The sequence below is a fragment of the Amycolatopsis thermalba genome (assembly GCF_003385215.1).
Taxonomy (GTDB): domain Bacteria; phylum Actinomycetota; class Actinomycetes; order Mycobacteriales; family Pseudonocardiaceae; genus Amycolatopsis_E; species Amycolatopsis_E thermalba.
The window spans coordinates 63,633-88,553 of sequence record NZ_PQHW01000014.1; the positions used below are offsets into that span (position 1 = coordinate 63,633).

The following is a 24,921-nucleotide window of genomic DNA, read 5'->3' on the forward strand; positions in this document are numbered from 1 at the left end:
CACCGCCGCGTGAGAACCGGCGCGACATACAGGAGTTGACGTGATCCAGCAGGAGTCGCGGCTGCGAGTCGCCGACAACACGGGTGCCAAGGAGATCCTCTGCATCCGCGTGCTCGGTGGCTCGGGACGGCGCTACGCGGGTATCGGCGACATCATCGTCGCCACCGTCAAGGACGCCATCCCGGCTGCCGGGGTGAAGAAGGGTGACGTGGTCAAGGCCGTCGTCGTCCGCACGACGAAGGAGCGGCGTCGCCCGGACGGCTCCTACATCAAGTTCGACGAGAACGCCGCCGTGCTCATCAAGAACGACAACGAGCCGCGCGGCACCCGCATCTTCGGCCCGGTCGGCCGTGAGCTGCGTGACCGCAAGTTCATGAAGATCATCTCGCTGGCGCCGGAGGTGCTCTGATGAAGGTGAAGAAGGGCGACACGGTCGTCGTCATCGCCGGCAAGGACAAGGGCGCCAAGGGCAAGGTCATCAAGGCCTACCCGGAGCGCCAGCGGGTGCTGGTCGAGGGCGTGAACCGGATCAAGAAGCACACCCGGATCTCGCAGACCCAGCGCGGCGCGCAGTCCGGCGGCATCGTGACCCAGGAGGCCCCGATCCACGTGTCGAACGTGATGGTCGTGGACTCCGACGGCAAGCCGACCCGCGTGGGCTACCGCATCGGCGAGGACGGCAAGAAGGTTCGCATCTCGCGCCGGACCGGTAAGGACATCTGATGACGACCGCAGAGAAGATCGTGCCGCGGTTGAAGACGCGGTACCGCGAAGAGATCAAGGGCGAGCTCCGCAGCGAGTTCGGCTACGAGAACGTCCACCAGATCCCGGGCGTGGTCAAGGTCGTCGTCAACATGGGTGTCGGCGACGCCGCGCGGGACAGCAAGCTGATCGACGGTGCGATCCGCGACCTCGCGGCCATCACCGGTCAGAAGCCCGAGGTGCGCCGGGCGCGCAAGTCCATCGCGCAGTTCAAGCTGCGCGAGGGCCAGCCGATCGGTGCGCGCGTGACCCTGCGCGGCGACCGCATGTGGGAGTTCCTGGACCGGCTGCTGACGATCGCGCTGCCGCGTATCCGTGACTTCCGCGGGCTGTCGGCCAAGCAGTTCGACGGCAACGGCAACTACACCTTCGGTCTCAACGAGCAGTCGATGTTCCACGAGATCGACCCCGACTCCATCGACCGCCCCCGCGGCATGGACGTCACCGTTGTCACCACCGCTACCACCGACGACGAGGGCCGCGCGCTGCTCCGCAAGCTCGGCTTCCCGTTCAAGGAGAACTGATGGCCAAGAAGGCTCTGATCGCCAAGGCGGCCCGCAAGCCGAAGTTCAAGGTGCGTGCCTACACGCGCTGCAACAAGTGCGGCCGGCCCCACTCGGTGTTCCGCAAGTTCGGACTGTGCCGGGTTTGCCTGCGCGAGATGGCGCACGCGGGCGAACTCCCCGGTGTGTCCAAGTCCAGCTGGTAGGAACGACAGAAGCTCCCACTTCGCCACAGGCCCTCTGAGCAGGGGGAACCAGGCGAGAAAGGTTGAAGGTCACCATGACGATGACCGACCCCATCGCAGACTTCCTGACACGTCTGCGCAACGCCAACTCGGCGTATCACGACGAGGTCGTGGTGCCGCACTCGAAGCTCAAGGCGAACATCGCCGAGATCCTGAAGCGCGAGGGTTACATCTCGGGCTACCGGGACGAGCCGGGTGAGAAGCACAAGAACCTCATCGTGGAACTGAAGTACGGCCGCAACCGCGAGCGCAGCATCGCCGGTCTGCGCCGCGTGTCCAAGCCGGGTCTGCGGGTGTACGCCAAGTCGACCGAGCTGCCGAGCGTGCTGGGCGGGCTGGGCATCGCGATCATCTCGACGTCGGGCGGCCTTCAGACCGACCGGCAGGCCAAGCGCAACGGTGTGGGCGGGGAAGTCCTCGCCTACGTCTGGTAACGGAAGGGAGAGCAGGCATGTCGCGCATCGGTAAGCAGCCGATCACCGTCCCTTCCGGGGTCGAGGTGACCATCGACGGCCAGAACATCTCGGTGAAGGGTCCCAAGGGCACCCTTTCCCACACTGTCGCCGAGCCGATCACGGTCGAGCGCGGTGAGGACGGTGCGCTGCTGGTCAAGCGCCCGGACGACGAGCGGGAGAGCCGTGCCCTGCACGGTCTGACCCGCACGCTGGTCAACAACCTGGTCGTGGGTGTGACCGAGGGTTACGAGAAGAAGCTCGAGATCCACGGTGTCGGTTACCGCGTCCAGGCCAAGGGCAGCAACCTCGAATTCGCCCTCGGCTACAGCCACCCCGTGCTGATCGAGGCGCCGGAAGGCATCACCTTCAAGGTCGAGACCCCGACCCGGTTCTCCGTGTCCGGCATCGACAAGCAGAAGGTCGGCCAGATCGCCGCGGTGATCCGCCGGCTCCGCCGTCCGGACCCGTACAAGGGCAAGGGGCTGCGCTACGAGGGTGAGCGCATCCGTCGCAAGGTCGGAAAGACGGGTAAGTGATCATGAGCGAAACGGCAACGAAGAAGCGGAAGCCGGTCGGCAAGGACATCTCGACCCGGCGCCGCGTCGCGAAGGCGCGCCGTCACTTCCGGCTTCGCAAGAAGGTCGGCGGGACCGCTCAGCGGCCCCGGCTGGTCATCCACCGGTCCTCGCGGCACATCACGGTCCAGGTGATCGACGACGTGGCCGGGCACACCCTGGCGTCGGCGTCGAGCCTCGAGGCCGACGTGCGTGCGCTCGAGGGCGACAAGAAGGCCAAGGCCGCCAAGGTCGGCGAGCTCGTGGCCGCCCGCGCCAAGGGTGCGGGCATCTCCAGCGTCGTGTTCGACCGCGGTGGCAACCGCTACCACGGCCGCATCGCCGCGCTGGCCGACGCCGCTCGCGAGGCGGGGTTGGAGTTCTGAGAACCATGCACATGCTCGCGAATGGAAGGAAAGCCTGATGCCGGGACGTACACGGCAGGGCGGTGGACAGGGCGGTCCGGGCGGCAACGACCGCGACCGTCGTGACCGCCGCGACCGCCGCGACGGTGGCCGTGGCGGGGCCGGCCAGGAGAAGACCCCGCACCTCGAGCGCGTCGTCGCGATCAACCGCGTCGCCAAGGTCGTGAAGGGTGGTCGTCGCTTCAGCTTCACCGCCCTGGTGGTCGTCGGTGACGGCGACGGTCAGGTCGGCGTCGGCTACGGCAAGGCCAAGGAAGTTCCCGCGGCCATCGCCAAGGGCGTCGAGGAAGCGAAGAAGAACTTCTTCCGCGTGCCCCGGATCGCCGGCACCATCCCGCACCCGATCCAGGGTGAGGAGGCCGCCGGTGTGGTCCTGCTCCGTCCGGCCAGCGCCGGTACCGGTGTCATCGCCGGTGGCCCGGTGCGTGCGGTGCTGGAGTGCGCGGGCGTGCACGACGTGCTGTCGAAGTCGCTGGGCTCCGACAACGCGATCAACATCGTGCACGCGACCGTGGCGGCCCTGAAGGGTCTCCAGCGTCCGGAGGAGGTGGCGGCCCGTCGCGGTCTGCCGCTCGAGGACGTCGCCCCGGCCCGGATGCTGCGTCAGCGCGCGGGACAGGGGGTCTGACATGGCTCAGCTCAAGGTGACCCAGGTCCGGAGCAAGATCGGCACCAAGCAGAACCACCGGGACACGCTGCGGACCCTCGGGCTGCGCAAGATCCGGCAGTCCGTGGTGCGCGAGGACACTCCGGAGGTCCGCGGTCTGATCCACACCGTCCGCCACCTCGTGACTGTTGAGGAGGTCAAGGCATGACGGCCATCAAGATCCACCACCTGCGCCCGGCCCCGGGCGCCAAGCGCGAGAAGATCCGCGTCGGTCGTGGTGAGGGTTCGAAGGGCAAGACCGCCGGTCGCGGTACGAAGGGCACCAAGGCCCGGAAGAACGTGCCCGCCGGGTTCGAGGGTGGGCAGATGCCCATCCACATGCGGCTGCCGAAGCTGCGTGGGTTCAAGAACCGCTTCCGCACCGAGTACCAGCCGGTGAACGTCGGCGACATCGCCCGGGTCTTCCCGGACGGTGGCGACGTCACCAAGGAGCAGCTGGTGGAGCGCGGTCTGGTTCGCAAGAACCAGCTCGTCAAGGTCCTCGGCAACGGCGACCTGAACGGCGTGAAGCTGAACGTCACCGCCGACAAGTTCTCCTCGTCCGCGAAGGAGAAGCTCGAGGCGGCGGGCGGCTCGGCCACCGAGCTCTGACGCTTTGACGCGGGACGGCCCGCCGGTCTTCGGACCGGCGGGCCGTTCCTTTTTCCGGCCCTGGGTGCCACGATCGGGTGATGTCGTTTCCCGGGGTTGCGCCGGGCCGTCGTCCCGGCTGGCACGGCGGTCGGATCGTGGGCGCCGTGCTGGCGCTGCTGGCCGCTGCGGCCGCCGTGACGGGCTCGTTCCTGGCGCTGTTCCTGGGCGAGCTGCTCTTCCAGGGCGAGGCGCAGCTGAAGCTGACGGTGACCGGTTGGGACCTGTCGGCGGAGGCGGTCGAGCCCGGGATCCCGACGGACACCTTCGGCAGCCCGGTCCGCAACGGCTACCTGCTGGCGGCCGCCGGGTTGCTGCTGCTCGTCGCGGCCGTGCTGGGCCTCGCCGCGGCCCGCCGGACCGCGGCGCCGGGCCGCAAGCTCGCCGCGGCACTGGCGACGGCGATCGGAGCGGCCTTCCTGCTGGCGACGACCGCGGGGATAGTGCTGCAGGGAGTCAGCCTGCACGAGAGTTTCCGCCCAACAGGCGCCGCCGAGGACAACGGCGAGTTCACGACGGGGGACAGCTTCGGGCTCGGCTTCTGGCTGGTGGCCGGGGCGACCCTGGCGGCGATCGCGGCCGCGGTACTGGCCACGACCCGCGGCCGGCGCGCCCCGGACCTGACCACGCCGCGCTACGGAGTCCCCGCGCCGCCCGGCTACCAGCCCGGACCCCAGTTCCCGGCGCCGACAAGACACTGGCCCACGGGCGAGCCCTACCCGAGCGGCCAGGGCATGCCGCCACACGCCGGCTTCGCCCCCGGACCCCCGCAGGCTCCACAGCCGCCGGGCCAGCCGGACCTGGGCCGCCCGCCCGGAGGGCAGGCAGCTACGGGGCAGCCGGACCAGGGCTGGTCGCCCACGGCGCAGGCGGGCCCCGGCGCGGACACTTCGCCGGAGGAGTCACCACGGCCCGAGCAGCGACCCGGAGCCGACCGGCCGCAGCTGTAGCCCGAACCGGAGCGGCCAGGTAGCCACGGCCGCCACCGCGACGACAGCGTGACGTCCTCGCCAGCCGCCGCGCTCCGAACAGCCGCTCAGCGCGCACCGCCCAGCGCGACCGGTCGCCCACCGCGCACCAGTCGCCCACCGCGGACTGGGCGCCCGGCGCGGACCGGCCGGTCATCGCGCACCGGCCACCCACCGCCCACCCAGCGCGCACCGGTCGCCCACCGCGCACCGGTCGCCCACCGCGCACCGGCCGCCCAGCCCACAACCACTCCCGAACCAGCCACCCCACCACTACCGTCACCCCATGACCTGGTTGCTCGTCTTCCTCGGTGCCGCCATGCTCATCGCCCTCACGCCGGGGGCCAACAACCTTCTCGGGCTGCACCACGGGATTCAGCACGGCCTTCCGCGGGCGCTCGCGGGGCTGCTCGGGCGCCTGGCCGCCTTCACCCTCATGATCGGCGCCGTCGCGGGTGGGCTGGGGCAGCTGCTCGCCGCCTCCGAGCCGGCGCTCACCGTCATCAAGTGGGCCGGCGTGGCCTACCTCGTCTGGCTCGCGGTCCGCCTCCTGCGCGCCAAACCCCAGCCCGCGCAGGCCCCGCCGCCGGGACCCGTGCTGCGCAAGGAGTTCCTCGTCGCCATCACCAACCCCAAGGCGATCCTCATCTTCACCGCCTTCGTGCCGCAGTTCGTCGACCCCGCGCACGGCTCGCCCACCGCCCAGATCGCCGTCCTCGGCGCCGTCTACCTGCTCGCCGAGTTCCTCGCCGGCACCGCCTACGCCGCGGTCGGCGCCGCGCTCAAGGCCGTCCGCCTGAGCGCCCGCGCCCGCCGCAACATGGACCGCGGCACCGGAGTCGTCCTGCTCGGCATGGCCGGCACGCTGGCCGCCTCCGGCTCATAACACGGCCTACCTCACAGCCCTCCAACCCCCGGCTGTTAGAGTCGGGCGACGCGCTTCGGGGACCCATCTGCCCCGGAGCGCTGCTGGCTTGCCAGCGACATGGTGTTCCTGCCGGCCAGCGTGCCGGCCAAGCCGATCGCCGGTGACACCCACCGGCGACGCCGAGGAGGTCCCCCGCGTGCTCAGCGCCTTTCGCTCGGCTCTCGCCACGCCGGACCTGCGCAAGAAGATCCTGTTCACGCTGTTGATCGTGGCCGTGTACCGGATCGGTGCGGTCACTCCGGCGCCCGGGATCTCCTATCCCAATGTGCAGGCATGCCAGGCAGGTGCCGACCAGTCCGGCATCTACTCCCTGCTGAACCTGTTCAGCGGCGGGGCGCTCCTGCAGTTGTCGATCTTCTCGACCGGCATCATGCCGTACATCACGGCCAGCATCATCGTCCAGCTGCTCACCGTCGTCATCCCGCGGTTCGAGGAGCTGAAGAAGGAAGGCCAGGCCGGCCAGAGCAAGCTGACGCAGTACACCCGGTACCTGACGATCGCGCTGGCGATCCTGCAGGCGACCGGTGTGGTGGCGCTGGCCGACCGCGGCCAGCTGTTCCCGGACTGCGCGCAGTCGATCATCCCGGACAACAGCATCTTCTCGCTGGCGCTGATCGTCATCACGATGACGGCGGGCACCGCGGTCATGATGTGGCTGGGCGAGCTCATCACCGAGCGCGGCGTCGGCAACGGCATGTCCGTCCTGATCTTCCTGAACATCGCGGCCCGCATCCCGGCCGAAGGCATGAACATCCTGAACAACCAGGGCGGTCTCGTCTTCGCGCTGGTGTGCCTCTTCGGCCTGGTGATCATCGCCAGCGTCATCTTCGTCGAGCAGGGCCAGCGCCGGATCCCGGTGCAGTACGCCAAGCGGATGATCGGCCGCCGGATGTACGGCGGCACGTCGACCTACCTGCCGATCAAGGTGAACCAGGCCGGTGTCATCCCGGTCATCTTCGCTTCGTCGCTGCTCTACCTGCCGGACCTGATCAGCCGCCTGTTCGGTGACCCGACCAGCGGCTCGGGCTGGCAGGCGTTCCTGCAGACCTACGTGGTCAACCAGTCCAGCTGGGTGCACATCCTGCTGTACTTCGCGCTGATCATCTTCTTCACGTACTTCTACATCACCATCACCTTCAACGTGGATGAGCGCGCGGAGGAGATGAAGAAGTTCGGCGGCTTCATCCCGGGCATCCGCCCGGGCCGGCCGACCGCCGAGTACCTGAGCTTCGTGCTGGGCCGGATCACCTTCCCCGGCTCGCTCTACCTCGGCATCATCGCGATCCTCCCGAACTTCTTCCTGTCCATCACGCAGGAGGGCAACAACCAGAACTTCCCGTTCGGCGGCACCGCTGTGCTGATCATGGTCGGCGTCGGCCTCGACACGGTGAAGCAGATCGAAAGCCAGCTGATGCAGCGGAATTACGAAGGGTTCTTGCGATGACGCGCCTGGTTCTTGTCGGCCCGCCCGGAGCAGGAAAGGGAACTCAGGCGGTAGCGCTGTCGCAGCGGCTCTCCATCCCGCACATCTCCACCGGTGACCTCTTCCGCGCTCACGTGGCGGAGCAGACGCCGCTGGGCGAGGAGGCGAAGCGTTACCTCGACTCGGGCGAGCTGGTCCCGGACAGCGTCACCAACGAGATGGTCCGCGAGCGCCTGGCCGAGTCCGACACCAAGGCCGGCTTCCTGCTGGACGGGTTCCCGCGCAACACCAAGCAGGCCGAGGTCCTCGGCGAGATGCTGGCCGAGTCGGACAGCGCCCTCGACGCCGTCATCCAGCTCGACGTGCCGGAGGACGTCCTGGTCGCGCGCCTGCTGGGCCGCGGCCGCACGGACGACACCGAAGAGGTCATCCGCCGCAGGCAGCAGGTCTACCAGTCGGAGACCGCGCCGCTGCTGGACTACTACCGCGACATCCTGGTGAAGGTGGACGGCGTCGGCGAGGTCGACGAGGTGTCCTCGCGGATCGTGAACGCACTCGACGACCGCGCGTGAACCTGGTGCCTTCCGTGCTCCGCCGCCACCGCGGCATCGAGATCAAGACGCCCGGCGAGCTGGACGCGATGCGGGCCGCCGGCATCGTGGTGGCCCGCACCCTCGCGGCGGTCGCCGAGGCCGCCCGGCCCGGCGTCAGCACCGGTGACCTCGACGAGATCGCCGAGCAGACGATCCGGGCCGCCGGTGCGGTGCCCTCGTTCAAGGGCTACCACGGCTTCCCGGCCTCGATCTGCGCGTCGGTGAACGAGCAGGTCGTCCACGGCATCCCGGCGAAGACGACCGTGCTGGCCGAGGGCGACCTGCTGTCCGTGGACTGCGGCGCGATCCTCGACGGCTGGCACGGCGACTCCGCCGTCACCCTGGCCATCGGCACGGTCTCGGCCGCCGACCAGGCGCTGTCGGCCGCCACCCGCGCCGCGATGCTCGCCGGCATCGAGGCCGCCGTGCCCGGCGCCCGGCTCACCGACATCTCGCACGCCGTGCAGTCCTCGGCCGAGACCTCCGCGGCGGCCGACGGCATCGACTACGGCCAGATCGTCGAGTACGGCGGGCACGGCATCGGCACCGAGATGCACATGGAGCCGTTCCTGCCCAACGTCGGCAAGCCCGGCAAGGGGCCGAAGCTCAAGCCCGGTATGGCGCTGGCCATCGAGCCGATGCTGACCGGCGGCAGCGCCGAGACCGTCGAGCTGGAGGACGGCTGGACCGTGGTGACCGCGGACGGCTCGCGCGCCGCCCACTGGGAGCACACGGTCGCCGTCACGGAGGACGGTCCGCGCGTCCTGACCCTCCTCGAAGGCTCCTGACCTGCGGTTTCGCCCCTTCGGGGGCGATCAGGGGTATCGTCGGAGTGACGTTGCCTACCACACATCACCCCGCCTCGCGAGGTGCGACACAGGCTGCGTACACTATCTAGTCGGCGTACCCATCACGCCGGTTCCAACGTGCTCGTCAATGCTCGGGTCCTTGGGGTCGGTGCGGCGTGTCCGCCGAACGCAAGAGTTGCCCATTTCGGTGCTCTACCCAGTCACGAAACGCGGAGGACATGGCTAAGAAAGACGGGGCCATCGAGGTCGAAGGTCGGGTCATCGAGCCACTCCCCAACGCGATGTTCCGAGTCGAGTTGGAGAACGGTCACAAGGTCCTGGCACACATCAGCGGCAAGATGCGGCAGCACTACATCCGCATCCTCCCGGAGGACCGGGTTGTCGTGGAGCTGTCGCCGTACGACCTGTCTCGCGGGCGGATCGTCTACCGCTACAAGTGACACGGTGAGCAACGCATAAGGAAGCAGGAGACGTGAAGGTCCAGCCGAGCGTCAAGAAGATCTGCGACAAGTGCAAGGTGATCCGCCGCCACGGCCGGATCATGGTGATCTGCGAGAACCTGCGGCACAAGCAGCGGCAGGGCTGATCACCGCTCGCACCACGCAGAGCGGACGGACAGCTGAATACCCTCCCCGCACCTGCCGGGTCGCGCGAGCGGCCCAGCCGACCCCCGGACTCCAGGCCGGGGCCGGGACACCGGACACGCAAGTGCTCCGGACGACATGCGAGTCGGTCCCGGAACCGGGCGGGGAGCACACCTGGAGCGACGAACACTAGAAGGAGCATCAAGCGCCATGGCACGACTCGCCGGCGTAGACCTCCCCCGCGAGAAGCGGTTGGAGATCGCGCTGACCTACATCTACGGCATCGGTCGTACCCGCTCGAAGGAGCTCATCGCCGCGACGTCGCTGAACCCGGACACCCGGGTGCGCGACCTGTCCGACGACGACCTCGTCAAGCTGCGGGACTACATCGAAGAGAACTTCAAGGTCGAGGGTGACCTCCGCCGCGAGGTGCAGGCCGACATCCGTCGCAAGATCGAGATCGGCTGCTACGAGGGCCTGCGGTGGCGCCGCGGTCTGCCCGTCCGCGGTCAGCGGACCAAGACCAACGCCCGCACCCGCAAGGGTCCGAAGAAGACGGTCGCCGGCAAGAAGAAGGCTGGCAAGAAGTGAGCGTCCAGGGCAAGAAGGTCGTGCGGATCGGCGCCGGGCAGATGCGTCGCCGCAACAATTCGTGCGTCTCGCCGAAGGCCCTGTACGCCCGCCCGATGGCGCTTCGCCAGCTCTACACCGACGCCGGCTCGCTGATCCGGCGTGGCCAGCAGGAGGCCCGCGAGGCCGCCGCTGCCGCCGCTCAGACCGAAAACTCGCGCTAGGCAGGAGAAACCACCCAACATGCCACCCAAGGCTCGCGCCGGGGCCAAGAAGGTCCGGCGGAAGGAAAAGAAGAACGTGGCCCACGGCCACGCCCACATCAAGAGCACGTTCAACAACACCATCGTGTCGATCACCGACCCGAACGGTGCCGTGATCTCGTGGGCCTCGTCCGGCCACGTCGGCTTCAAGGGCTCCCGCAAGTCCACCCCGTTCGCCGCGCAGATGGCGGCCGAGAACGCGGCCCGCAAGGCCGCCGAGCACGGGATGAAGAAGGTCGACGTGTTCGTCAAGGGCCCGGGTTCCGGCCGGGAGACGGCGATCCGTTCGCTGCAGGCCGCCGGTCTCGAGGTCGGCACCATCCAGGACGTGACCCCGCAGCCTCACAACGGCTGCCGCCCGCCCAAGCGGCGCCGGGTCTGAGGAACGGGGAGGAGTAACAACACATGGCTCGCTACACCGGCCCCGCGACTCGCATCTCGCGGCGCCTCAAGGTTGACCTCGTCGGCGGCGACCAGGCTTTCGAGCGCCGCCCGTACCCGCCCGGCCAGCACGGCCGCGGCCGCATCAAGGAGAGCGAGTACCTGCTTCAGCTCCAGGAGAAGCAGAAGGCTCGCTACACCTACGGTGTCCTGGAGCGGCAGTTCAGCCGTTACTACAAGGAGGCCGCGCGGCGCCCCGGCAAGACCGGTGAGAACCTGCTGCAGATCCTCGAGTCGCGCCTGGACAACGTCGTGTACCGCGCCGGCCTGGCCCGGACCCGCCGCCAGGCGCGTCAGCTGGTCGCGCACGGTCACTTCACCGTCAACGGCGTGAAGGTGACGATCCCCAGCTACCAGGTCGAGAAGTTCGACATCATCGACGTGCGGCCGAAGTCGCTCCAGATGCTGCCCTTCGTGGCCGCCAAGGAGTCCTTCGGCGACCGGCCGATCCCCGGCTGGCTGCAGGTCGTGCAGTCCAACCTGCGCATCCTGGTGCACCAGCTCCCCGAGCGGGCGCAGATCGACGTTCCCGTCCAGGAACAGCTGATCGTCGAGTACTACTCGAAGTGATCGGCAGCGGCGGCGCGCACCCGCGCGCCGCCGCTTCGCCATCCCTTTCGGCGTCATATGGCGGGCGCCGGCAGGAAAGGAAGAGAAGAAAGTGCTGATTTCCCAGCGACCGGCCCTCGGCGAGGAGCCGATCAACGAGACCCGGTCCCGGTTCACCATCGAGCCGCTGGAGCCCGGCTTCGGGTACACCCTCGGCAACTCGCTGCGGCGCACGCTGCTGTCGTCCATCCCGGGCGCGGCGGTCACCAGCATCCGCATCGACGGGGTGCTGCACGAGTTCACCACGGTCCCCGGGGTGAAGGAAGACGTCACCGACATCATCCTGAACCTCAAGGAACTGGTCGTGTCCTCCGAGGAGGACGAGCCCGTCACCATGTACCTGCGCAAGCAGGGCCCGGGTGAGGTCACCGCGGCCGACATCGTGCCGCCGGCCGGCGTCACCGTGCACAACCAGGATCTGCACATCGCCTCGCTGAACGGCAAGGGCAAGCTGGAGATCGAACTGGTCGTCGAGCGCGGTCGTGGTTACGTGCCTGCCCAGCAGAACAAGCAGGCGGGTGCCGAGATCGGCCGGATCCCGGTCGACTCGATCTACTCGCCGGTGCTGAAGGTCACCTACAAGGTCGAGGCGACCCGTGTCGAGCAGCGCACCGACTTCGACAAGCTGATCCTGGACGTCGAGACCAAGCCGTCGATCACCCCGCGGGACGCCGTCGCTTCCGCCGGCAAGACGCTGGTCGAGCTGTTCGGCCTGGCCCGGGAGCTCAACGTCGACGCCGAGGGCATCGAGATCGGCCCGTCGCCGCAGGAGGCGGACACCATCGCCGCCTACGCGATGCCGATCGAGGACCTGGACCTGACGGTCCGGTCGTACAACTGCCTCAAGCGCGAGGGCATCCACACGGTCGGCGAACTGGTCTCGCGCAGCGAGGCCGACCTGCTCGACATCCGCAACTTCGGCGCGAAGTCGATCGACGAGGTCAAGATGAAGCTCGTCGGTCTCGGCCTCTCGCTGAAGGACAGCCCGCCCGGGTTCGACCCGACCGCGGCTGCCGCGTCCTACGAGGGCGGCGAGAGCTGGTCCGCCGAGGGTGTCGGCGGTCTGTCGGACAACGGCCACGACGACGGCCAGGACTACGCAGAGACGGAGCAGCTGTAAGGACGGCAGCCCGCCCCGCCGGATGAGCGTGCGGGGCGGGCGCCGGCCTGAAAGCGGCCGGATTTACGAGGAGAAGCAATGCCCACCCCCACGAAGGGCCCCCGTCTCGGTGGATCCGCGGCCCACGAGCGGCTGATGATGGCGAACCTCGCCACGTCGCTGTTCGAGCACGGCAAGATCACCACGACCGAGGCCAAGGCCCGCCGGATGCGGCCGCTCGCCGAGAAGCTGATCACCAAGGCGAAGCGCGGCGACCTGCACAACCGGCGTCAGATCCAGCGCGTGATCCGCGACAAGGACGTGGTTCACAAGCTGCTGGCCGAGATCGGCCCGTTCTTCGCGGACCGCAACGGCGGCTACACCCGGATCACCAAGACGATGCCGCGCAAGGGCGACAACGCCCCGATGGCGGTCATCGAGCTGGTGTCCGAGAAGACCGTCACCGCGGAGGCGGAGAAGGCGCGGAAGACCAAGTTCGCGGCTAAGGACACTGCCGAGGCTTCATCCGCGGTCGAGGAGACCAAGGCCGAGGCGACCGACCAGGACGCCGAGGCGCCCGAGTCGGCCACCACCGAGGCGACGGCCGAGCCGGCCGAGGGTGCCGACGAGGCCAAGGCTGAGGACACCAAGGACGAGGCCAAGAAGGACGAGTCCTGACGGCTGAGTTCGGTCCAGGCAACGAGCCCGCTGCTCCCTCCGGGGAGGGCGGGCTCGTTCGTCTGCGCCTGGACGTCAGCTACGACGGCACGCAGTTCTCCGGGTGGGCCCGCCAGCCGGGCCGCCGCACGGTGCAGGGCCTGCTGGAGGAGGCGCTGGCGAAGCAGCCGCCCGGGGCCGCGGTGCCGAAGTCGGTCGTGGTGGCCGGCCGCACGGACGCCGGGGTGCACGCGACCGGGCAGGTCGTGCACGTGGACGTGGTGCCGTTGTCCGGGCCGGCCGGACGGCTGGCGGTGGACGAGCACGGAATTCTTGATCTGGAGCGGATGCGGCACCGCTGGAACCGGTTCCTGCCAGGTGACGTGCGGGTGCTGGACGCGCGCGTTGCACCCGAGGGTTTCGACGCCCGGTTCTCGGCCATTCGACGGCACTACCGCTATCGGGTGTCGGACGCGCCGTGGGGTGTCGACCCGCTGCGCCGGTTCGACACGCTCGGGTGGGGCCGGCCGCTGTCCCTGACGGCGATGAACTCCGCGTCGGAGGCGCTGCTGGGCCTGCGGGACTTCGCGGCGTTCTGCAAGCAACGCGAGGGCGGCACGACGATCCGCGAGCTGCAACGGTTCACCTGGCACCGGATCGACGAGCACGTGGTGGAGGCCGAGGTCTTGGCGGACGCGTTCTGCCACTCGATGGTCCGCAGCCTGGTCGGCGCGATGCTCCTCGTGGGTGACGGCCGTCGACCGGTGGAGTGGCCGGCGGAGCTGCTGCGCGGGGGAGTGCGGGACAGCGCGGTGGCCCCAGCACACGGCCTGACGCTGACTGGGGTCGACTACCCGGCCGACGAGGAGCTGGCAGCACGAGCGGAGCAAACCCGCAACATGCGAGCGACATCCGAGGCGAGCTGAGTTATCCACAATCCACAGGGGTTGTCCACAGCTATCCACAGGCCGCGCACGGGCGGTAAGGGGGAGCTGACGGCGGGGAAGCCTGGCCGTGCGGAAGGCCTCCGTTCCGGCGGCCGGCAACGCACGCGGGCTGGTGATCAGCCTGACCACGCGGCAGCCCTGCGTTCCGGCAGCCGGCAACGCGAGTGGCCCGGCACTCGGCTGACCGCGGCAGCCCTGCGACCGCCGCCCGGCAACGCGACAGCACCGACTACCCCAACCAGACCTCCCCCGCCCCCGATCCACAGCCGGTCTTTGGTCGCCGATCAGGCGTGTCAAGGTACTCTTTCCCGCCTTGACACGCCTGCTCGGCGACTGAAACACAATCAGGCATCGGGGGCGGGGGTGGTCGGAAGGTGACCGTTCGGCGCCGTGAGGCGCTTTCCGCCCGAAGGGCGTTGCCCGCCCGCAGGGCGGACTCCCCGCCTGCCCAAAAGCAAGACTAAAGATCAAAAGATGTCCTCGCGGACGGGCAGGCTCCGGGATGACGGGGAATGCAGGAACCTCACCTCGGGCAGGTGGTCGCTGGGTGGTCATCCCGTCGCCTTCCGGTTTGTGCATATCACCTTGAGCCAGGGCCGCAAGGTTGGCATGGTCGGCCGCCGGAGAGAGCCTGGGTTGCGGCCCTGGCTCAAGGTGATCGTTGCGTGTCAGGCGACGGGATGACCACCCAGCTACCTTGGGTTCAAGACGGCGCTGCGCGCCGTCAGTATCCCCGTACCGCGTTGATCCTCACCCGCAATACCTGGGGATACTGCTCCGAAAACCCCGCCAGGCTTCCGCTTACCCGCTCCATCGCCTTGCCGTACTTCGCCACGTACGAGGCGTTCTCGTGTGCCGGGGGTTGTGTGTCGGCCGGTCGGGCCAGTCCGCGGAACACCACGACGTCCGAGCCCTGCCCGTCGCTGTTGAAGTGGAGCGCCACCTGCGGCCGGTCCCGGATGTGGTCCAGTCGCTTGGCGCGCGCGGCGTTGTACACCAGGAACTCGCCGTCCCGCCACACGAACCACACCGGGTTCGGCTGCGGGGTGCCGTCCGCGCCCGTCGTGGTGAGCCAGACGACCTGCTCGGTCTCGAGCCGTTCGCGGACCCGCCGTCCGAACGGGCTCGACGGGTCGGGGAGCACGTCGCCTGCCATGCCGCCAGCGTAGTGGCCGGGCTCACTTCCGGCGCAACTTCACCGACCGCCCGTGATAGGCATTCGGGGATCGAGCGCCGGAAAGGATCATCGATGCGTCTGCTGCTGCTGTCCAACTCGACCGCGCCCGGACGCGGCTACCTGGAGCACGCTACCGACGCACTGGGCGAAGTGCTCCAGGACGTGCGCCGCCTGGTGTTCGTGCCGTTCGCGCTCGCCGATCACGACGGTTACACGGCGATCGTCGCCAAGGCGCTCGCCCCGTTCGGCATCGAGGTCGCCGGGGCCCACCAGGATGACCCGATCAGGTTGCTCAACTCCGCGCAGGCCGTGTTCACCGGCGGCGGCAACACCTTCCGGCTCCTGCGCGAGCTCTACCGCCGCGAGCTCCTCGCCCCGATCCGCGACCGCGTCGCGCACGGGACCGTCTACATCGGATCGAGCGCGGGCACGAACGTCGCCTGCCCCACCATCCGCACCACCAACGACATGCCGATCGTGCAGCCGCCCGCGTTCGACGCGGCCGGGTTCGTGCCGTTCCAGATCAACCCGCACTACCTCGACCCACAGCCAGAATCCACCCACATGGGCGAAACCCGCGAGGAGCGGATCGACCAGTTCCTGGAGGAGAACGACGTGCCGGTGCTGGGGATGCGCGAAGGCACCTGGCTGCGCCGCGAGGACGACACCCTCACCCTCGGCGGTGACGAAGCCGGCGCCCGCCTGTTCCGCCGCGGCGCCGGCCCGGCGGAGCTGCGGCCGGGCGCGGACCTCAGCGACCTTCTGGCGAGCGAGATCGCCTGAGCTCGTCCGCCAGCTCGGCGCGCCGGGCCAGAACCTCGTCCCGCGACCTGGCCATGTCGCGCAGCACCGACTTGCGCTTGCGCAGTGGCAGCCGGTCCACGTACAGGCCGCCGCCGAGGTGGTCGGTCTCGTGCTGCAGGCACCGCGCGAAGTAGCCCCGCCCCTCGACGACCAGCGGCTCCCCGAACTGGTCCACCCCGCGCACCACGGCGTGGTCGGCGCGCGGCAGCTTCGCGTACGGGCCAGGCACGGACAGGCAGCCCTCCGGCGCCTCGATCAGCCGCCGGTCACCGACCGGTTCCTCGTCGAGCACCGGGTTGAGGATGTGGCCGATGTGCCGGTCGCCGTACTCGTCCCAGCAGTCCCACACGAACAACCGCAGGTCGACGTCCACCTGGTTGGCCGCCAGTCCGGCGCCCTCGGCCACGTACAGGGTGGCGAACATGTCGTCGATCAGGGCCGACAGCTCCGGCGTGCCGAACTCGGCCGCCGGGCGGCACGGACGAGCGAGGATCTCCTCGCCGATCTCGGTGATCCGCCGCGGCGAGCCACGGCGCGCTTCCGGCAGCACCCGCGGGCAGTCCCCGACCGGCTGCCCCTGCACGTAGACGGCCATTCCGCCTCCCTTGCCAACAACTTTGCAAACTAGCATACTTTGCAAAGTGGAGAACCGACCCGAGTCGAAGCTGCCCGACCACCCCGTCCGCGTCGCGCTGCTGGACCTGCTCGCCGAACTGGGCACCGTGACCGCGAACGAGGCGAGCCGCCGCCTCGGGTACAGCTCCGGCCTGTGTTCGTTCCACCTGCGACAGCTGGCGCGGGCGGGCCTGATCGAAGAGGCGCCGCGCGGCCGGGGGCGAATCAAACCGTGGCGGCTGCGGTGGGATTCCGCGGAATCCCACGCGCCAGATGATCAAACCTTTTCGGCCGTCCTGCACCTGACTCCGCGCGAGCTGGCCGAACTCACCGCATCCGTGCGGGAATTGATCAAGCGTTTTCCCGAACGGGCATCCGGACACGCCGAATCCCGGCCGGTCGAAGTCAATTTCTCCGCGTTTCCGCACCCGTGAACCACGCCGGTCAATAACCGGTTCAACGGAGTTTCAGCAGCCGAGACACACGTTTGCTACGTTCGGATGACGACGCTTCATGACCGCTCCGACCCGTGCCTACCATGGTTCAACTGCGACCCACGGGATGCGATCATGACAACGCACATGGATTTCCGCCCCGCGGACAGCTGCTTCGGCTGCCTGGTCCCCCACGAGCAGACCCCCGCCGACGAGGAATGGTGTTTCGACGCGCAGGGCCACCCGCTTTGCGGGCAATGCGCCCGCGACGAGCAGATCATTCACGAACCGTGGACCGGCCCGCCGGACGGGCATCGCGCCGAATGGGATTTGGTGCAGGACCTGTCCTATTTCCTCCATTGACCCGCCGCGCACGGCACGCGACTCCGCGTGGGCTAACCTGAGCAACGCCAATGGCGTCGAGGTCAGCTTCGCGGGAGGTGAGCGCGATCGCGGACACCACGGCCCGCCCCACCGTGAGCAGGCGGCGCGAGGTGAGCCACACGAGCGCGCGGTCGGTCCTGATGACCGTGCTCGGTGAGTTCGTGCTGCCCCGTGACCGGCCGGTGTGGACCTCCACCCTCGTCGACGTCCTCGCGATGTTCGGCATCGAGGAGAAGTCGGCGCGCCAGGCGCTGGCCCGCACCGCCGCCGAGGGCTGGCTGGTGTCGCAACGCCACGGCCGTCGCGTGCGGTGGTCGCTGACCACGCCGGGCCGGCGGCTGCTGAGCGAGGGCGCGGAACGCATCTACGGTTTCGGCCGCGACCACACGCCGTGGGACGGCACCTGGCTGATGCTGCTGGTGTCGGTGCCGGAGACGAAGCGGGACCTGCGGCACAGCCTGCGCACGCGGCTGACCTGGGCCGGGTTCGGTTCGCCGACGCCCGGTGTGTGGATCTGCCCGGACCCCAGCCGTCACGACGAGGCGAACTCGATCGTGCGTGAGCTGGGGCTGGACGCCGAAGCGATGTCGTTCGTCGCCTCGTACGGCCGGATCGGCGACGAGGACGCGATGGTCGCGCGGGCCTGGGATCTGACCGCGCTGGAAGAGCGTTACGAGGACTTCATCGACGAGTTCGCCGCGCTGGCGCCCGCTTCGGGCGAGGCGGTGCTGCACGCGCAGACCCGCCTCGTGCACGAGTGGCGCCGCTTCCCGTTCCTCGACCCGCGCCTGCCGGGCCGCCTGCTGCCCGACGGCTGGAGCGGCGCCAAGGCGGCGGAGCTGTTCCACCGCCGGCACGTCGAGTGGCGCCCGGTCGCGCAGCGGCACTGGGACCAGCTGGTCGGCGCGGAGGAAGCGGCCTAGGTGTACTAGGCGCTGTTTCGGTGCTGGCAGCGGGCTGTGTCCGGCAGCGGATCCGCACCGCGCTGCAAACCGTCGCCGACGCGGCCGGGCCGGCCACCTGGGATGTCAGCGTGGACTCCACCATCGCCAGAGCGCACCTCTTCCGGGCCGGGTGATCACGCGTGGGTTCGTCCCGGTCTTGGCGGGTATCCGGGGTGCCCCGGCTGGCTGGGGGCCGGCCCAGAACCCGGCCTGACCCGGATCAAGGCGGCGATCCCAGCAACCGGCACAAACGCAACCGGGCCGTGGCCACGCGCTACGACGAGCTGGCCGTGCGCTACGAAGCCACCGGCCAGATCGCCGCGATCAACGAATGGCTCTGACCGGCTTCGATACAGGCCCTGGCGGGCCGGCAGGTTGTCTTCTCTAGACGCTGGGCTTCAGCGACTGCTGGCCGACGCCGGTCAGCAGTGTGTCCACGACGAGCGTCGCCAGTTCGTCCACGTCTCGGGCGTCGGCGGGCTGGGGCTGCGCGGCTTCGTGGATCAGCGCGTAGTAAGTGCGCCGAGCCCAGGTCAGGTCGGTGTCGGGCCGTAGGACACCTGTGTGCTGGAGCCTCCGGAAGAGGCGGTCGCACTGGTCGAGCACGTCCGCATGTACGCGTGCAGTCTCGGAATCCTCGGGCTTGACGGCGTTCATGGCGAACCCCCAGCCGATCTTGACTCGAAGCACGTTCGCGGTCACCTGATACAGCGCGACCAACGGCGGGGCAGTCTCAGGCCGAGCACTGGTGACGGCGTCGTGGAACTGCTGAGTGGCCCAGGCTGTCATGGCATCGACGAGGGCCTCGCGGCTGGTGAACCGGCGATGCACCGTCGTCCGGGCGACACCCGCGGCTTCCGCGATCTGTTCCATGGTGGCCGCGGGATTGGCGCTCAGCACGCGTTCCGCGGCCTCGAGGATCGCCTTCGCTGTCCGTTCGGCGTCTGCGCGCATCGGCCGTACTCGCCTCTCCTGCTCCACGTGATCTTCTCATACCCCGCCCCCAGGCTACAGGACAGTCGCCATTCATCCATAACTTGCAACATATGTGTTGCATGTACTAGCCTAGTCGCATCACTGATGACGTCAATCGAACGTGGAGGACCTCATGGATTTGCAGCTGGACGGCAAGGTCGCTGTCGTGACCGGCGCAAGCCGAGGAATCGGATTGGCCACGGTTTCGGCCTTGCTCCGCGAAGGAATGCGGGTGCTGGCAGCAGCACGGACCATCACACCCGAGCTCCAGGCCACAGGGGCGCTCAGCATGTCCGTCGACCTGTCCACCCCCGACGGCCCTGCTCAGCTCATCGAACGGGCAGAGGCCGAGCTTGGGCGGCTCGACGTGCTGGTCAACAACGTCGGGGGCGGTGACGGCGGTGGCCAGACCGGCGGGTTCCTCACCTTCACCGATGAGCAGTGGAGCAGCGCGTTCGACTTGAACTTCCTGGCGGCAGTCCGCACCACGCGGGCCGCGCTCCCTCATCTTTCGAAGAGCCGCGGCGCGATCGTCAACATCTCCTCCAACGGTGCGCGAATCCCGCATGCCGGCCCGATCACCTATACCACCGCCAAAGCTGCGCTCACCGCCTTCGGGAAGGCGGTAGCGGAAGAGTTCGGCCCGCGAGGAGTGCGCGTCAACACCGTCTCGCCCGGCCCGGTCCGGACCCACATGTGGGAATCCCCGGACGGCTATGGAGCTGAGCTCGCCGAATCCCTGGGCCTGAGCCGGGAGCAACTGATGGACAACCTCCCCGCGACCATGGGGATGGTCACCGGCAGGCTCGTGAATCCCGCGGAGGTCGCCGACCTTGTTGCGTACCTCGCTTCACCGCTCGCGGGCAGCACCACCGGGGCGGACCACCTCATCGACGGGGGCGCGATCAAGTCCGTGTGACGCGCCGACGTCTCCCATCCAGCCGTCCGCCCGATGCTGTGCGTGGCCTCCGGCACCTAGTCCGGCAGGTTCCCGTCGCCACCGAGGTTCACCACCATGCGGCGCAGGACGTTGACGGTGGTCACGAAGTCGGCGGGGTCACCCCTGGTGCGTCCGCTCGTGGACGACCGGCGCCTCGCGCAGCGCGCCGGTACGCCTCACCGCTCCGTACTCCTTGACCACGAGCCGACGGTGGAAACTCCAGCAAACTTGAGGTCGACGCACGGGATGCGCGGCGGGATTGTCGGTGGCGGGTCGTAGGGTTTCGGGCGTGATGGATTACCTGAGCATCCCGACCGCGAACGGCACGTTCGACGCGATCGCGGCCGGGCCGGCCGACGGCAGGCCCGTGCTGCTGCTGCACGGTTTCCCGGAGGCGGCGATCTCGTGGGAGTACCAGGTCGCGGTGCTGGGCGACCGGGGTTTCCGCGCGGTGGCGCCGGACCAGCGCGGTTACTCGCCCGGGGTGCGGCCGGAGCAGGCGGCCGAGTACGGCGTGGACGAGCTGGTGGGGGACGTCCTGGCGATCGCCGGGGCGCTGGAGTGGTCCCGGTTCGACCTGGTGGGCCACGACTGGGGCGGCGCGGTGGCGTGGTGGACGGCGTCGGAGCACCCGGAGCGCCTGCGGACGTTGACGGCGGTGTCGACGCCGCACCCCGGGGCGTTGAGCCACGCCATGCGCACGGACGAGGACCAGCAGATGCGGTCGCAGTACATGCGGGACTGGCGGTCGAGTTCCACGGAACGCCAGATGCTGGCCAACAACGCCGAGGCGTTGCGGCGGATGTTCGAGTGGAAGGTGCCACCGAGCCGTGTCGACGAGTACATCCGGCGGCTGTCCGAGCCGGGCGCCCTGACCGCGGCGCTGAACTGGTACCGCGCGAGCCGCCCGAGGGCCACCATCGAGAAGGTGTCGGTGCCGACGCTGTACGTGTGGAGCACGGAGGACGTCGCGTTCGGCTCGACGCCCGCCCTGGAGACCGAGAACTGGGTCACCGGGCCGTACTCGTTCCAGATGCTGGAGGACGTGACGCACTGGATCCCGGAGGAGGTGCCCGAGGTGCTGACGGCGTTGCTGCTGGAGCACCTGAACGCCTTCTGACCGGTCCACCCGCCCCGGGGCGAACAGCGTGGTCAGCCGGCTTCCCGCTCGGTGTCCAGCCGGTCCAGAATGGCGCCGAGCCCGAGGTCGAACCGGGACGTGAACCGCCCGGCGGTGAGTTCGCCCGCCACCGCCACCAGGTCCGGGTACTGGTCCGCGGGCAAACCGGCCAGGAACGCGTCCACCTGGTCCAGCCGCTCGCGCCCACCGGGCCCCTTGCCGAACGCGGTCTCCTGGATGGCGAAGCCGACGACGTAGTTGAGGAAGACGATGTAGCCGTGGCTCGCGAGCCGGTCGCCGAAGCCGTGGTCGCGCAGCGCGCCGATGACGTGGTCGGCGAGCCGCAGCCCGTTCGGGCCGAACAGCGGCTGACCCAACAGCAGCCGCGGGGCCGCCGGATGCGTGACCAGGGCGCTGCGCAGCCCGTGGCCGATGTCCTCGAGCTGCTGGCGCCACCCAGCCCGGCGGGACGGCAACCGGCATTCGCCCACCACGTGGTCGACGACGAGCGCGAACAGCTCCTCCTTGCCCTTCACGTGCCAGTACAGCGACGGTGACTTGATCCCCAGCCGGGCCGCCAGCTTGCGCGTGCTGAACTGCTCCACGCCGTCGGTGTCCAGGAGTTCCAGCGCTGCCCGGACTATCCCGGCCCGGTCCAGACGTCCCTCACCGGTGGCGTGCTCCGGCCACGGATAGTGCCAACCCTGCGCGGTCATCATTCCTCCTCGCCGGAGCCTACCATTGCAAGACCACGTCTATCAGTGATAGATAGTCCCTATCGGTGATAGGGAGGTTCTCGTGGTGGAACGACAAGCGGAACGGACGGACGGGCGGGTTGACTGGCTGCCGCTGGCCGGGATCGTGCTCGCGGTGTTCATGCTCATGCTGGACGCGACCGTGGTGACGGTCGCCCTCCCGGCGATGGGCCGGGACCTGGACGGCGGGCTCGGTGACCTGCAATGGGTGGTGAACGCGTACACGATCGCCATGGCCGCCGTGCAGCTCACCGCGGGAGCGCTCGCGGACCGCTACGGGCGGCGCAGGCTGTTCCTGCTCTCGGTGACCGCTTTCGCCGTGGCGTCACTGGCCTGCGGACTCGCGCCCACGGTCGGGGTCCTCGTCGCCGCGCGCGTCACGCAGGGACTGGCCGGCGCGGTCATCTTCGCGACCACGCTCGCCCTGATCGGGCAGTGCTACACGGGCGCGGCACGCGGCACGGCCTTCGCGGTCCGCGGCACGGCCGCCGGCGTCGCCGTCGTGCTCGGTCCCGTTGCCGGGGGCCTGCTGACCGAAGGGCTGGGCTGGCGGTGGATCTTCTTCCTCAACCTGCCGGTCGCGCTCGCCGCCGTGGTCATCGGCTGGATCCGCTTGCCGAGCGTGGAAGAACTCGCCCGGGGACGCCGGATCGACGTCCGCGGACCCGTGCTGTGGGCCGTCTCGCTGGTCTCGCTGGTCTACGCCCTGCTGCACGCCGGTGAACGGGGCTGGGCCGACCCGGAGGTGCTGATCTGCCTCACGGTCGCCGCCGTCAGCCTGGCGGTGTTCCTCGCCGTCGAGCACCGGCATGCCCACCCGATGCTCGACCTGAGCCTGTTCGGCAGCCGCCGGTTCGTGGGCACCCAGATCGGGTCCTTCGCGGTCCAGGGCAGCGTGTTCGCCCTGTTCGTCTACTTCTCCGTCTACTTCACGGATCAGCTGGGCTACAGCGTCGTCGAGACGGGCCTGGCGTTCCTGCCCGTCGTGGCCCCGATCATGGTCGCCGGAGCGGTCGTCGGGGCGGTTCTGGAGCGCATCCCGCCGTGGCTCGGCGTCGGCGGCGCACTCGGGCTCATCGGCCTCGGTTTGCTGCTCATGCTGGGGATCACACGGGACACCGGGTCGGCACACCTGGTCGCCGGCATGATCGTCGCCGGGTTCGGTTGCGGCGTCGCACTTCCCGCGCTCGGCTCGCTGGCGGTCGACGTGCCGCCGAGGCGGATCGGCGTCGCCGCCGGTGTCAACAACACCGCGCTCCAGCTCGGGTTCGCCCTCGGGGTCGCGGTGTACGGCGCGGTGCTGGGTGCCTTCCCGGCCACCGCCTTCGCCGACGGTCTCGACCACCTCATCACCCTCGGCGCCGCCGGCGCGCTGGCCGGAGCCGCCAGCACCGCGGCCCTGCTCCGGCGGCCGCGCGCGGCATGAGAGCGGCAGTGCGGCGCCGCGGGTGTGCACGGCGCCGCATCGACACGTCCGGCGTCAGGTCTTGGAAAACTCCGCGCTCACGGCGTTCGGGCCGTCGTACTCGCGGTCCGGCAACTGCCGCAGGTGGTCCAGCACGTCGTCCGGCGCGCCCTGGCTCTGCGCGTGGTCGACCAGCGCGTCGCGCGTGCACGGGTAGTCCACGCCCGACAGGAACTTCTGCATCTGAATCGGATTCGGGGCCGACACGGTCGAACTCCTTCCTCTGGTGGTTCGTTCGCCCCGGGGGCTACCCACGCGCCGGGCCGTCAGTCGTCCTGTTTCGCGGATCGACCGGACGGGAAGCCCGTCCCATGCGCGCGACCATCCTGAACTGCACGTTGAAGCCCTCGCCGGAGCCGTCGAACACCGACGCGCTGGCCGAGGTCGTGGCCGCCGGCCTGCGTGAGCTGGGCACCGACGTCCGGAGCATCCGCCTGGTCGACCACGACATCAAGCCCGGCGTCAGCAGCGACATGGGCGACGACGACGAGTGGCCCCGCATCCGCGAGGAGATCCTGCGCTCGGAGATCCTCATCATGGCCTCGCCGACCTGGGTCGGGCACCCCTCGTCCCTCGCGCAGCGCGCGATCGAGCGCATGGACGCGATGCTGTCCGAGACGGGCGAGGACGGTACACCGGTTGCATACAATCGCGTCGCGGGCGTGGTCGTGACCGGTAACGAGGACGGCGCGCACCACGTCATCAGCGAGATCAACGGCGCGCTCGGCGACATCGGCTTCACCATCCCCGGCCAGGCCTGGGTGTACTGGAACATGGGTCCCGGACCGGGCCCGAGCTACAGCGACACCGACCACGGCCACCAGTACGTCCACCAGGTGGCCGGCCTGATGGCGAAGAACCTCTACGCGGTGGCCGTCGCCCTGCGCGAGCGCCCGATCCCGGCGGAGATCTCCCGCGGCGAAGACTGACGGCCGCTCTCCCCACACCGTCCAAACGGGACAAATAGTCCGTGACGCAGCTCGCGCGTTACGCCGCTCGGGTGAACGCCGTTCGTGACGCCCCCGGAATTGTCGGACCCCCTGATTAACGGCTCTTTGTACTGATGTGTGGGTGGGTCTGCCCAGGTAGCGGAGGGGCACGTCGTTGCTGGGTCTAGGTTTCTGAGCTGTCGAGGAACAGAAACCGGATAGACGGAGAACGACGTGCCCGCTGCCA

The 24,921-nt window shown here is 69.3% G+C and carries 38 protein-coding genes; 33 read left to right on the forward strand and 5 right to left on the reverse strand.

Going from position 1 to position 24,921, the window contains the following annotated elements:
- Nucleotides 1-40: 40 nt before the first annotated feature.
- The 24 genes from rplN to truA all read left to right on the forward strand — a co-directional run bounded on the left by rplN (nucleotide 41) and on the right by truA (nucleotide 14,111).
- Nucleotides 41-409: a 50S ribosomal protein L14 gene (rplN, locus tag D0D15_RS08840; protein ID WP_017986615.1), complete on the forward strand. Its 369-nt coding sequence runs from the start codon at nucleotides 41-43 to the stop codon at nucleotides 407-409.
- Nucleotides 409-723 carry a 50S ribosomal protein L24 gene (gene rplX / locus D0D15_RS08845; RefSeq protein ID WP_017986616.1) on the forward strand — a complete coding sequence of 105 codons (315 nt, stop codon included), beginning with the start codon at nucleotides 409-411 and terminating at the stop codon, nucleotides 721-723. Before rplN ends, rplX begins: the two co-directional genes overlap by 1 nt.
- Nucleotides 723-1,286, forward strand: a complete 564-nt coding sequence (gene rplE / locus D0D15_RS08850; protein ID WP_017986617.1) for a 50S ribosomal protein L5 — start codon at nucleotides 723-725, stop codon at nucleotides 1,284-1,286. Before rplX ends, rplE begins: the two co-directional genes overlap by 1 nt.
- Nucleotides 1,286-1,471, forward strand: coding sequence for a type Z 30S ribosomal protein S14 (locus D0D15_RS08855; RefSeq protein ID WP_017986618.1), 186 nt, complete (start codon nucleotides 1,286-1,288; stop codon nucleotides 1,469-1,471). Before rplE ends, D0D15_RS08855 begins: the two co-directional genes overlap by 1 nt.
- Before the next feature lie 74 nt (nucleotides 1,472-1,545).
- On the forward strand, nucleotides 1,546-1,944 hold the full coding sequence (gene rpsH / locus D0D15_RS08860) for a 30S ribosomal protein S8 (protein WP_020417564.1): 399 nt from the start codon (nucleotides 1,546-1,548) through the stop codon (nucleotides 1,942-1,944).
- Nucleotides 1,945-1,961: 17 nt separating this feature from the next.
- A complete protein-coding gene (gene rplF / locus D0D15_RS08865; RefSeq protein ID WP_017986620.1) occupies nucleotides 1,962-2,501 on the forward strand; it encodes a 50S ribosomal protein L6 in 540 nt (179 codons plus the stop codon).
- Between the two features lie 2 nt (nucleotides 2,502-2,503).
- On the forward strand, nucleotides 2,504-2,905 hold the full coding sequence (gene rplR, locus D0D15_RS08870; RefSeq protein ID WP_094003916.1) for a 50S ribosomal protein L18: 402 nt from the start codon (nucleotides 2,504-2,506) through the stop codon (nucleotides 2,903-2,905).
- A gap of 37 nt (nucleotides 2,906-2,942) precedes the next feature.
- Nucleotides 2,943-3,572, forward strand: a complete 630-nt coding sequence (rpsE, locus tag D0D15_RS08875) for a 30S ribosomal protein S5 (protein WP_094003903.1) — start codon at nucleotides 2,943-2,945, stop codon at nucleotides 3,570-3,572.
- A 1-nt stretch (nucleotide 3,573) separates the two neighbouring features.
- On the forward strand, nucleotides 3,574-3,759 hold the full coding sequence (rpmD, locus tag D0D15_RS08880; protein ID WP_094003904.1) for a 50S ribosomal protein L30: 186 nt from the start codon (nucleotides 3,574-3,576) through the stop codon (nucleotides 3,757-3,759).
- On the forward strand, nucleotides 3,756-4,202 hold the full coding sequence (gene rplO, locus D0D15_RS08885) for a 50S ribosomal protein L15 (RefSeq protein WP_094003905.1): 447 nt from the start codon (nucleotides 3,756-3,758) through the stop codon (nucleotides 4,200-4,202). Before rpmD ends, rplO begins: the two co-directional genes overlap by 4 nt.
- Nucleotides 4,203-4,282: 80 nt before the next feature.
- Nucleotides 4,283-5,191: a hypothetical protein gene (locus D0D15_RS08890; RefSeq protein ID WP_143266144.1), complete on the forward strand. Its 909-nt coding sequence runs from the start codon at nucleotides 4,283-4,285 to the stop codon at nucleotides 5,189-5,191.
- Between the two features lie 304 nt (nucleotides 5,192-5,495).
- On the forward strand, nucleotides 5,496-6,095 hold the full coding sequence (locus D0D15_RS08895) for a LysE family translocator (RefSeq protein ID WP_094003907.1): 600 nt from the start codon (nucleotides 5,496-5,498) through the stop codon (nucleotides 6,093-6,095).
- 178 nt (nucleotides 6,096-6,273) lie between these two features.
- Nucleotides 6,274-7,581, forward strand: coding sequence for a preprotein translocase subunit SecY (gene secY, locus D0D15_RS08900; protein ID WP_094003917.1), 1,308 nt, complete (start codon nucleotides 6,274-6,276; stop codon nucleotides 7,579-7,581).
- Nucleotides 7,578-8,132 (forward strand): adenylate kinase, encoded by a 555-nt coding sequence (locus D0D15_RS08905; RefSeq protein WP_094003908.1) that lies wholly within the window; start codon nucleotides 7,578-7,580, stop codon nucleotides 8,130-8,132. The genes secY and D0D15_RS08905 overlap by 4 nt, the downstream gene beginning before the upstream one ends.
- Nucleotides 8,129-8,941: a type I methionyl aminopeptidase gene (gene map / locus D0D15_RS08910; RefSeq protein ID WP_094003909.1), complete on the forward strand. Its 813-nt coding sequence runs from the start codon at nucleotides 8,129-8,131 to the stop codon at nucleotides 8,939-8,941. Before D0D15_RS08905 ends, map begins: the two co-directional genes overlap by 4 nt.
- A 239-nt stretch (nucleotides 8,942-9,180) precedes the next feature.
- Nucleotides 9,181-9,402, forward strand: a complete 222-nt coding sequence (infA, locus tag D0D15_RS08915; protein ID WP_005443304.1) for a translation initiation factor IF-1 — start codon at nucleotides 9,181-9,183, stop codon at nucleotides 9,400-9,402.
- A gap of 32 nt (nucleotides 9,403-9,434) precedes the next feature.
- Entirely contained in the window at nucleotides 9,435-9,548 is a 114-nt protein-coding gene (rpmJ, locus tag D0D15_RS08920; protein ID WP_004558882.1) for a 50S ribosomal protein L36, read from the forward strand.
- A 208-nt stretch (nucleotides 9,549-9,756) separates the two neighbouring features.
- On the forward strand, nucleotides 9,757-10,137 hold the full coding sequence (gene rpsM, locus D0D15_RS08925; protein WP_094003910.1) for a 30S ribosomal protein S13: 381 nt from the start codon (nucleotides 9,757-9,759) through the stop codon (nucleotides 10,135-10,137).
- On the forward strand, nucleotides 10,134-10,340 hold the full coding sequence (locus D0D15_RS08930) for a hypothetical protein (protein ID WP_094003911.1): 207 nt from the start codon (nucleotides 10,134-10,136) through the stop codon (nucleotides 10,338-10,340). Before rpsM ends, D0D15_RS08930 begins: the two co-directional genes overlap by 4 nt.
- A 19-nt stretch (nucleotides 10,341-10,359) precedes the next feature.
- Entirely contained in the window at nucleotides 10,360-10,761 is a 402-nt protein-coding gene (gene rpsK, locus D0D15_RS08935) for a 30S ribosomal protein S11 (RefSeq protein WP_017986633.1), read from the forward strand.
- A 23-nt stretch (nucleotides 10,762-10,784) separates the two neighbouring features.
- Nucleotides 10,785-11,390, forward strand: a complete 606-nt coding sequence (rpsD, locus tag D0D15_RS08940) for a 30S ribosomal protein S4 (protein WP_094003912.1) — start codon at nucleotides 10,785-10,787, stop codon at nucleotides 11,388-11,390.
- Between the two features lie 91 nt (nucleotides 11,391-11,481).
- The gene (locus tag D0D15_RS08945; protein ID WP_017986635.1) at nucleotides 11,482-12,549 is read left to right on the forward strand and encodes a DNA-directed RNA polymerase subunit alpha; all 1,068 of its coding nucleotides are present in this window, start codon (nucleotides 11,482-11,484) and stop codon (nucleotides 12,547-12,549) included.
- 78 nt (nucleotides 12,550-12,627) lie between these two features.
- Nucleotides 12,628-13,206, forward strand: a complete 579-nt coding sequence (rplQ, locus tag D0D15_RS08950; protein ID WP_094003913.1) for a 50S ribosomal protein L17 — start codon at nucleotides 12,628-12,630, stop codon at nucleotides 13,204-13,206.
- A gap of 68 nt (nucleotides 13,207-13,274) precedes the next feature.
- On the forward strand, nucleotides 13,275-14,111 hold the full coding sequence (gene truA / locus D0D15_RS08955) for a tRNA pseudouridine(38-40) synthase TruA (RefSeq protein ID WP_198958133.1): 837 nt from the start codon (nucleotides 13,275-13,277) through the stop codon (nucleotides 14,109-14,111).
- 745 nt (nucleotides 14,112-14,856) lie between these two features.
- On the opposite strand, the gene D0D15_RS08960 is transcribed toward truA, so the two are convergent.
- Nucleotides 14,857-15,288 carry a TIGR03667 family PPOX class F420-dependent oxidoreductase gene (locus D0D15_RS08960; RefSeq protein WP_094006056.1) on the reverse strand — a complete coding sequence of 144 codons (432 nt, stop codon included), beginning with the start codon at nucleotides 15,286-15,288 and terminating at the stop codon, nucleotides 14,857-14,859.
- Between the two features lie 93 nt (nucleotides 15,289-15,381).
- On the opposite strand from D0D15_RS08960, the gene pepE reads away from it, so the two are divergent.
- A complete protein-coding gene (pepE, locus tag D0D15_RS08965) occupies nucleotides 15,382-16,092 on the forward strand; it encodes a dipeptidase PepE (RefSeq protein ID WP_094006055.1) in 711 nt (236 codons plus the stop codon).
- Here the strand turns inward: pepE and def are convergent.
- The gene (def, locus tag D0D15_RS08970; RefSeq protein ID WP_198958257.1) at nucleotides 16,061-16,708 is read right to left on the reverse strand and encodes a peptide deformylase; all 648 of its coding nucleotides are present in this window, start codon (nucleotides 16,706-16,708) and stop codon (nucleotides 16,061-16,063) included. The two genes, pepE and def, sit on opposite strands and share 32 nt — an antisense overlap.
- Before the next feature lie 46 nt (nucleotides 16,709-16,754).
- On the opposite strand from def, the gene D0D15_RS08975 reads away from it, so the two are divergent.
- From D0D15_RS08975 to D0D15_RS36555, 4 genes are all read left to right on the forward strand, one after another.
- Entirely contained in the window at nucleotides 16,755-17,162 is a 408-nt protein-coding gene (locus D0D15_RS08975; protein ID WP_094006054.1) for a winged helix-turn-helix domain-containing protein, read from the forward strand.
- A gap of 135 nt (nucleotides 17,163-17,297) precedes the next feature.
- Nucleotides 17,298-17,525: a hypothetical protein gene (locus D0D15_RS08980; RefSeq protein ID WP_094006053.1), complete on the forward strand. Its 228-nt coding sequence runs from the start codon at nucleotides 17,298-17,300 to the stop codon at nucleotides 17,523-17,525.
- 50 nt (nucleotides 17,526-17,575) lie between these two features.
- Entirely contained in the window at nucleotides 17,576-18,469 is an 894-nt protein-coding gene (locus D0D15_RS08985; RefSeq protein ID WP_094006052.1) for a PaaX family transcriptional regulator, read from the forward strand.
- A 194-nt stretch (nucleotides 18,470-18,663) separates the two neighbouring features.
- On the forward strand, nucleotides 18,664-18,831 hold the full coding sequence (locus tag D0D15_RS36555; protein ID WP_198958256.1) for a hypothetical protein: 168 nt from the start codon (nucleotides 18,664-18,666) through the stop codon (nucleotides 18,829-18,831).
- 43 nt (nucleotides 18,832-18,874) lie between these two features.
- Here the strand turns inward: D0D15_RS36555 and D0D15_RS08995 are convergent, their stop codons facing one another.
- The gene (locus D0D15_RS08995) at nucleotides 18,875-19,471 is read right to left on the reverse strand and encodes a TetR/AcrR family transcriptional regulator (protein WP_094006051.1); all 597 of its coding nucleotides are present in this window, start codon (nucleotides 19,469-19,471) and stop codon (nucleotides 18,875-18,877) included.
- Nucleotides 19,472-19,598: 127 nt separating this feature from the next.
- Between D0D15_RS08995 and D0D15_RS09000 the strand changes: the two genes are divergently transcribed.
- Together D0D15_RS09000 and D0D15_RS09005 are read left to right on the forward strand one after the other, a co-directional pair.
- Nucleotides 19,599-20,384, forward strand: a complete 786-nt coding sequence (locus D0D15_RS09000) for an SDR family NAD(P)-dependent oxidoreductase (protein WP_094006057.1) — start codon at nucleotides 19,599-19,601, stop codon at nucleotides 20,382-20,384.
- A gap of 310 nt (nucleotides 20,385-20,694) precedes the next feature.
- Complete coding sequence (locus tag D0D15_RS09005; protein ID WP_094006050.1) at nucleotides 20,695-21,525, forward strand: alpha/beta fold hydrolase; 831 nt, start codon at nucleotides 20,695-20,697, stop codon at nucleotides 21,523-21,525.
- 32 nt (nucleotides 21,526-21,557) lie between these two features.
- Here the strand turns inward: D0D15_RS09005 and D0D15_RS09010 are convergent, their stop codons facing one another.
- The gene (locus D0D15_RS09010) at nucleotides 21,558-22,241 is read right to left on the reverse strand and encodes a TetR/AcrR family transcriptional regulator C-terminal domain-containing protein (protein WP_158224440.1); all 684 of its coding nucleotides are present in this window, start codon (nucleotides 22,239-22,241) and stop codon (nucleotides 21,558-21,560) included.
- 82 nt (nucleotides 22,242-22,323) lie between these two features.
- Here D0D15_RS09010 and D0D15_RS09015 point away from each other — a divergent pair, with 82 nt between their 5' ends.
- Complete coding sequence (locus D0D15_RS09015; RefSeq protein ID WP_115944360.1) at nucleotides 22,324-23,706, forward strand: MFS transporter; 1,383 nt, start codon at nucleotides 22,324-22,326, stop codon at nucleotides 23,704-23,706.
- Nucleotides 23,707-23,760: 54 nt separating this feature from the next.
- Here the strand turns inward: D0D15_RS09015 and D0D15_RS09020 are convergent, their stop codons facing one another.
- Nucleotides 23,761-23,952 carry a DUF2795 domain-containing protein gene (locus D0D15_RS09020; protein ID WP_094006047.1) on the reverse strand — a complete coding sequence of 64 codons (192 nt, stop codon included), beginning with the start codon at nucleotides 23,950-23,952 and terminating at the stop codon, nucleotides 23,761-23,763.
- 104 nt (nucleotides 23,953-24,056) lie between these two features.
- Between D0D15_RS09020 and D0D15_RS09025 the strand changes: the two genes are divergently transcribed.
- The gene (locus D0D15_RS09025) at nucleotides 24,057-24,674 is read left to right on the forward strand and encodes a flavodoxin family protein (RefSeq protein WP_094006046.1); all 618 of its coding nucleotides are present in this window, start codon (nucleotides 24,057-24,059) and stop codon (nucleotides 24,672-24,674) included.
- Nucleotides 24,675-24,921: the final 247 nt, after the last annotated feature.

What these genes read in the sequence shown, in the direction of transcription:
- rplO (WP_094003905.1), top strand. Translation starts at nt 3,756, where the DNA reads ATGACGGCCATCAAGATCCACCACCTGCGCCCGGCCCCGGGCGCCAAG.
- D0D15_RS08960 (WP_094006056.1), bottom strand. Translation starts at nt 15,288, where the DNA reads ATGGCAGGCGACGTGCTCCCCGACCCGTCGAGCCCGTTCGGACGGCGG.
- D0D15_RS08890 (WP_143266144.1), top strand. Translation starts at nt 4,283, where the DNA reads ATGTCGTTTCCCGGGGTTGCGCCGGGCCGTCGTCCCGGCTGGCACGGC.
- rplQ (WP_094003913.1), top strand. Translation starts at nt 12,628, where the DNA reads ATGCCCACCCCCACGAAGGGCCCCCGTCTCGGTGGATCCGCGGCCCAC.
- def (WP_198958257.1), bottom strand. Translation starts at nt 16,708, where the DNA reads ATGGCCGTCTACGTGCAGGGGCAGCCGGTCGGGGACTGCCCGCGGGTG.
- D0D15_RS08905 (WP_094003908.1), top strand. Translation starts at nt 7,578, where the DNA reads ATGACGCGCCTGGTTCTTGTCGGCCCGCCCGGAGCAGGAAAGGGAACT.
- D0D15_RS09010 (WP_158224440.1), bottom strand. Translation starts at nt 22,241, where the DNA reads ATGACCGCGCAGGGTTGGCACTATCCGTGGCCGGAGCACGCCACCGGT.
- D0D15_RS08985 (WP_094006052.1), top strand. Translation starts at nt 17,576, where the DNA reads ATGGCGTCGAGGTCAGCTTCGCGGGAGGTGAGCGCGATCGCGGACACC.
- D0D15_RS09025 (WP_094006046.1), top strand. Translation starts at nt 24,057, where the DNA reads ATGCGCGCGACCATCCTGAACTGCACGTTGAAGCCCTCGCCGGAGCCG.
- rpsM (WP_094003910.1), top strand. Translation starts at nt 9,757, where the DNA reads ATGGCACGACTCGCCGGCGTAGACCTCCCCCGCGAGAAGCGGTTGGAG.
- D0D15_RS08855 (WP_017986618.1), top strand. Translation starts at nt 1,286, where the DNA reads ATGGCCAAGAAGGCTCTGATCGCCAAGGCGGCCCGCAAGCCGAAGTTC.
- infA (WP_005443304.1), top strand. Translation starts at nt 9,181, where the DNA reads ATGGCTAAGAAAGACGGGGCCATCGAGGTCGAAGGTCGGGTCATCGAG.
- rpsK (WP_017986633.1), top strand. Translation starts at nt 10,360, where the DNA reads ATGCCACCCAAGGCTCGCGCCGGGGCCAAGAAGGTCCGGCGGAAGGAA.
- rplF (WP_017986620.1), top strand. Translation starts at nt 1,962, where the DNA reads ATGTCGCGCATCGGTAAGCAGCCGATCACCGTCCCTTCCGGGGTCGAG.
- rpmD (WP_094003904.1), top strand. Translation starts at nt 3,574, where the DNA reads ATGGCTCAGCTCAAGGTGACCCAGGTCCGGAGCAAGATCGGCACCAAG.
- rpsD (WP_094003912.1), top strand. Translation starts at nt 10,785, where the DNA reads ATGGCTCGCTACACCGGCCCCGCGACTCGCATCTCGCGGCGCCTCAAG.
- rpsH (WP_020417564.1), top strand. Translation starts at nt 1,546, where the DNA reads ATGACGATGACCGACCCCATCGCAGACTTCCTGACACGTCTGCGCAAC.
- rplR (WP_094003916.1), top strand. Translation starts at nt 2,504, where the DNA reads ATGAGCGAAACGGCAACGAAGAAGCGGAAGCCGGTCGGCAAGGACATC.
- D0D15_RS08895 (WP_094003907.1), top strand. Translation starts at nt 5,496, where the DNA reads ATGACCTGGTTGCTCGTCTTCCTCGGTGCCGCCATGCTCATCGCCCTC.
- D0D15_RS09000 (WP_094006057.1), top strand. Translation starts at nt 19,599, where the DNA reads ATGGATTTGCAGCTGGACGGCAAGGTCGCTGTCGTGACCGGCGCAAGC.
- rplE (WP_017986617.1), top strand. Translation starts at nt 723, where the DNA reads ATGACGACCGCAGAGAAGATCGTGCCGCGGTTGAAGACGCGGTACCGC.
- pepE (WP_094006055.1), top strand. Translation starts at nt 15,382, where the DNA reads ATGCGTCTGCTGCTGCTGTCCAACTCGACCGCGCCCGGACGCGGCTAC.
- rpsE (WP_094003903.1), top strand. Translation starts at nt 2,943, where the DNA reads ATGCCGGGACGTACACGGCAGGGCGGTGGACAGGGCGGTCCGGGCGGC.
- rplX (WP_017986616.1), top strand. Translation starts at nt 409, where the DNA reads ATGAAGGTGAAGAAGGGCGACACGGTCGTCGTCATCGCCGGCAAGGAC.
- D0D15_RS08980 (WP_094006053.1), top strand. Translation starts at nt 17,298, where the DNA reads ATGACAACGCACATGGATTTCCGCCCCGCGGACAGCTGCTTCGGCTGC.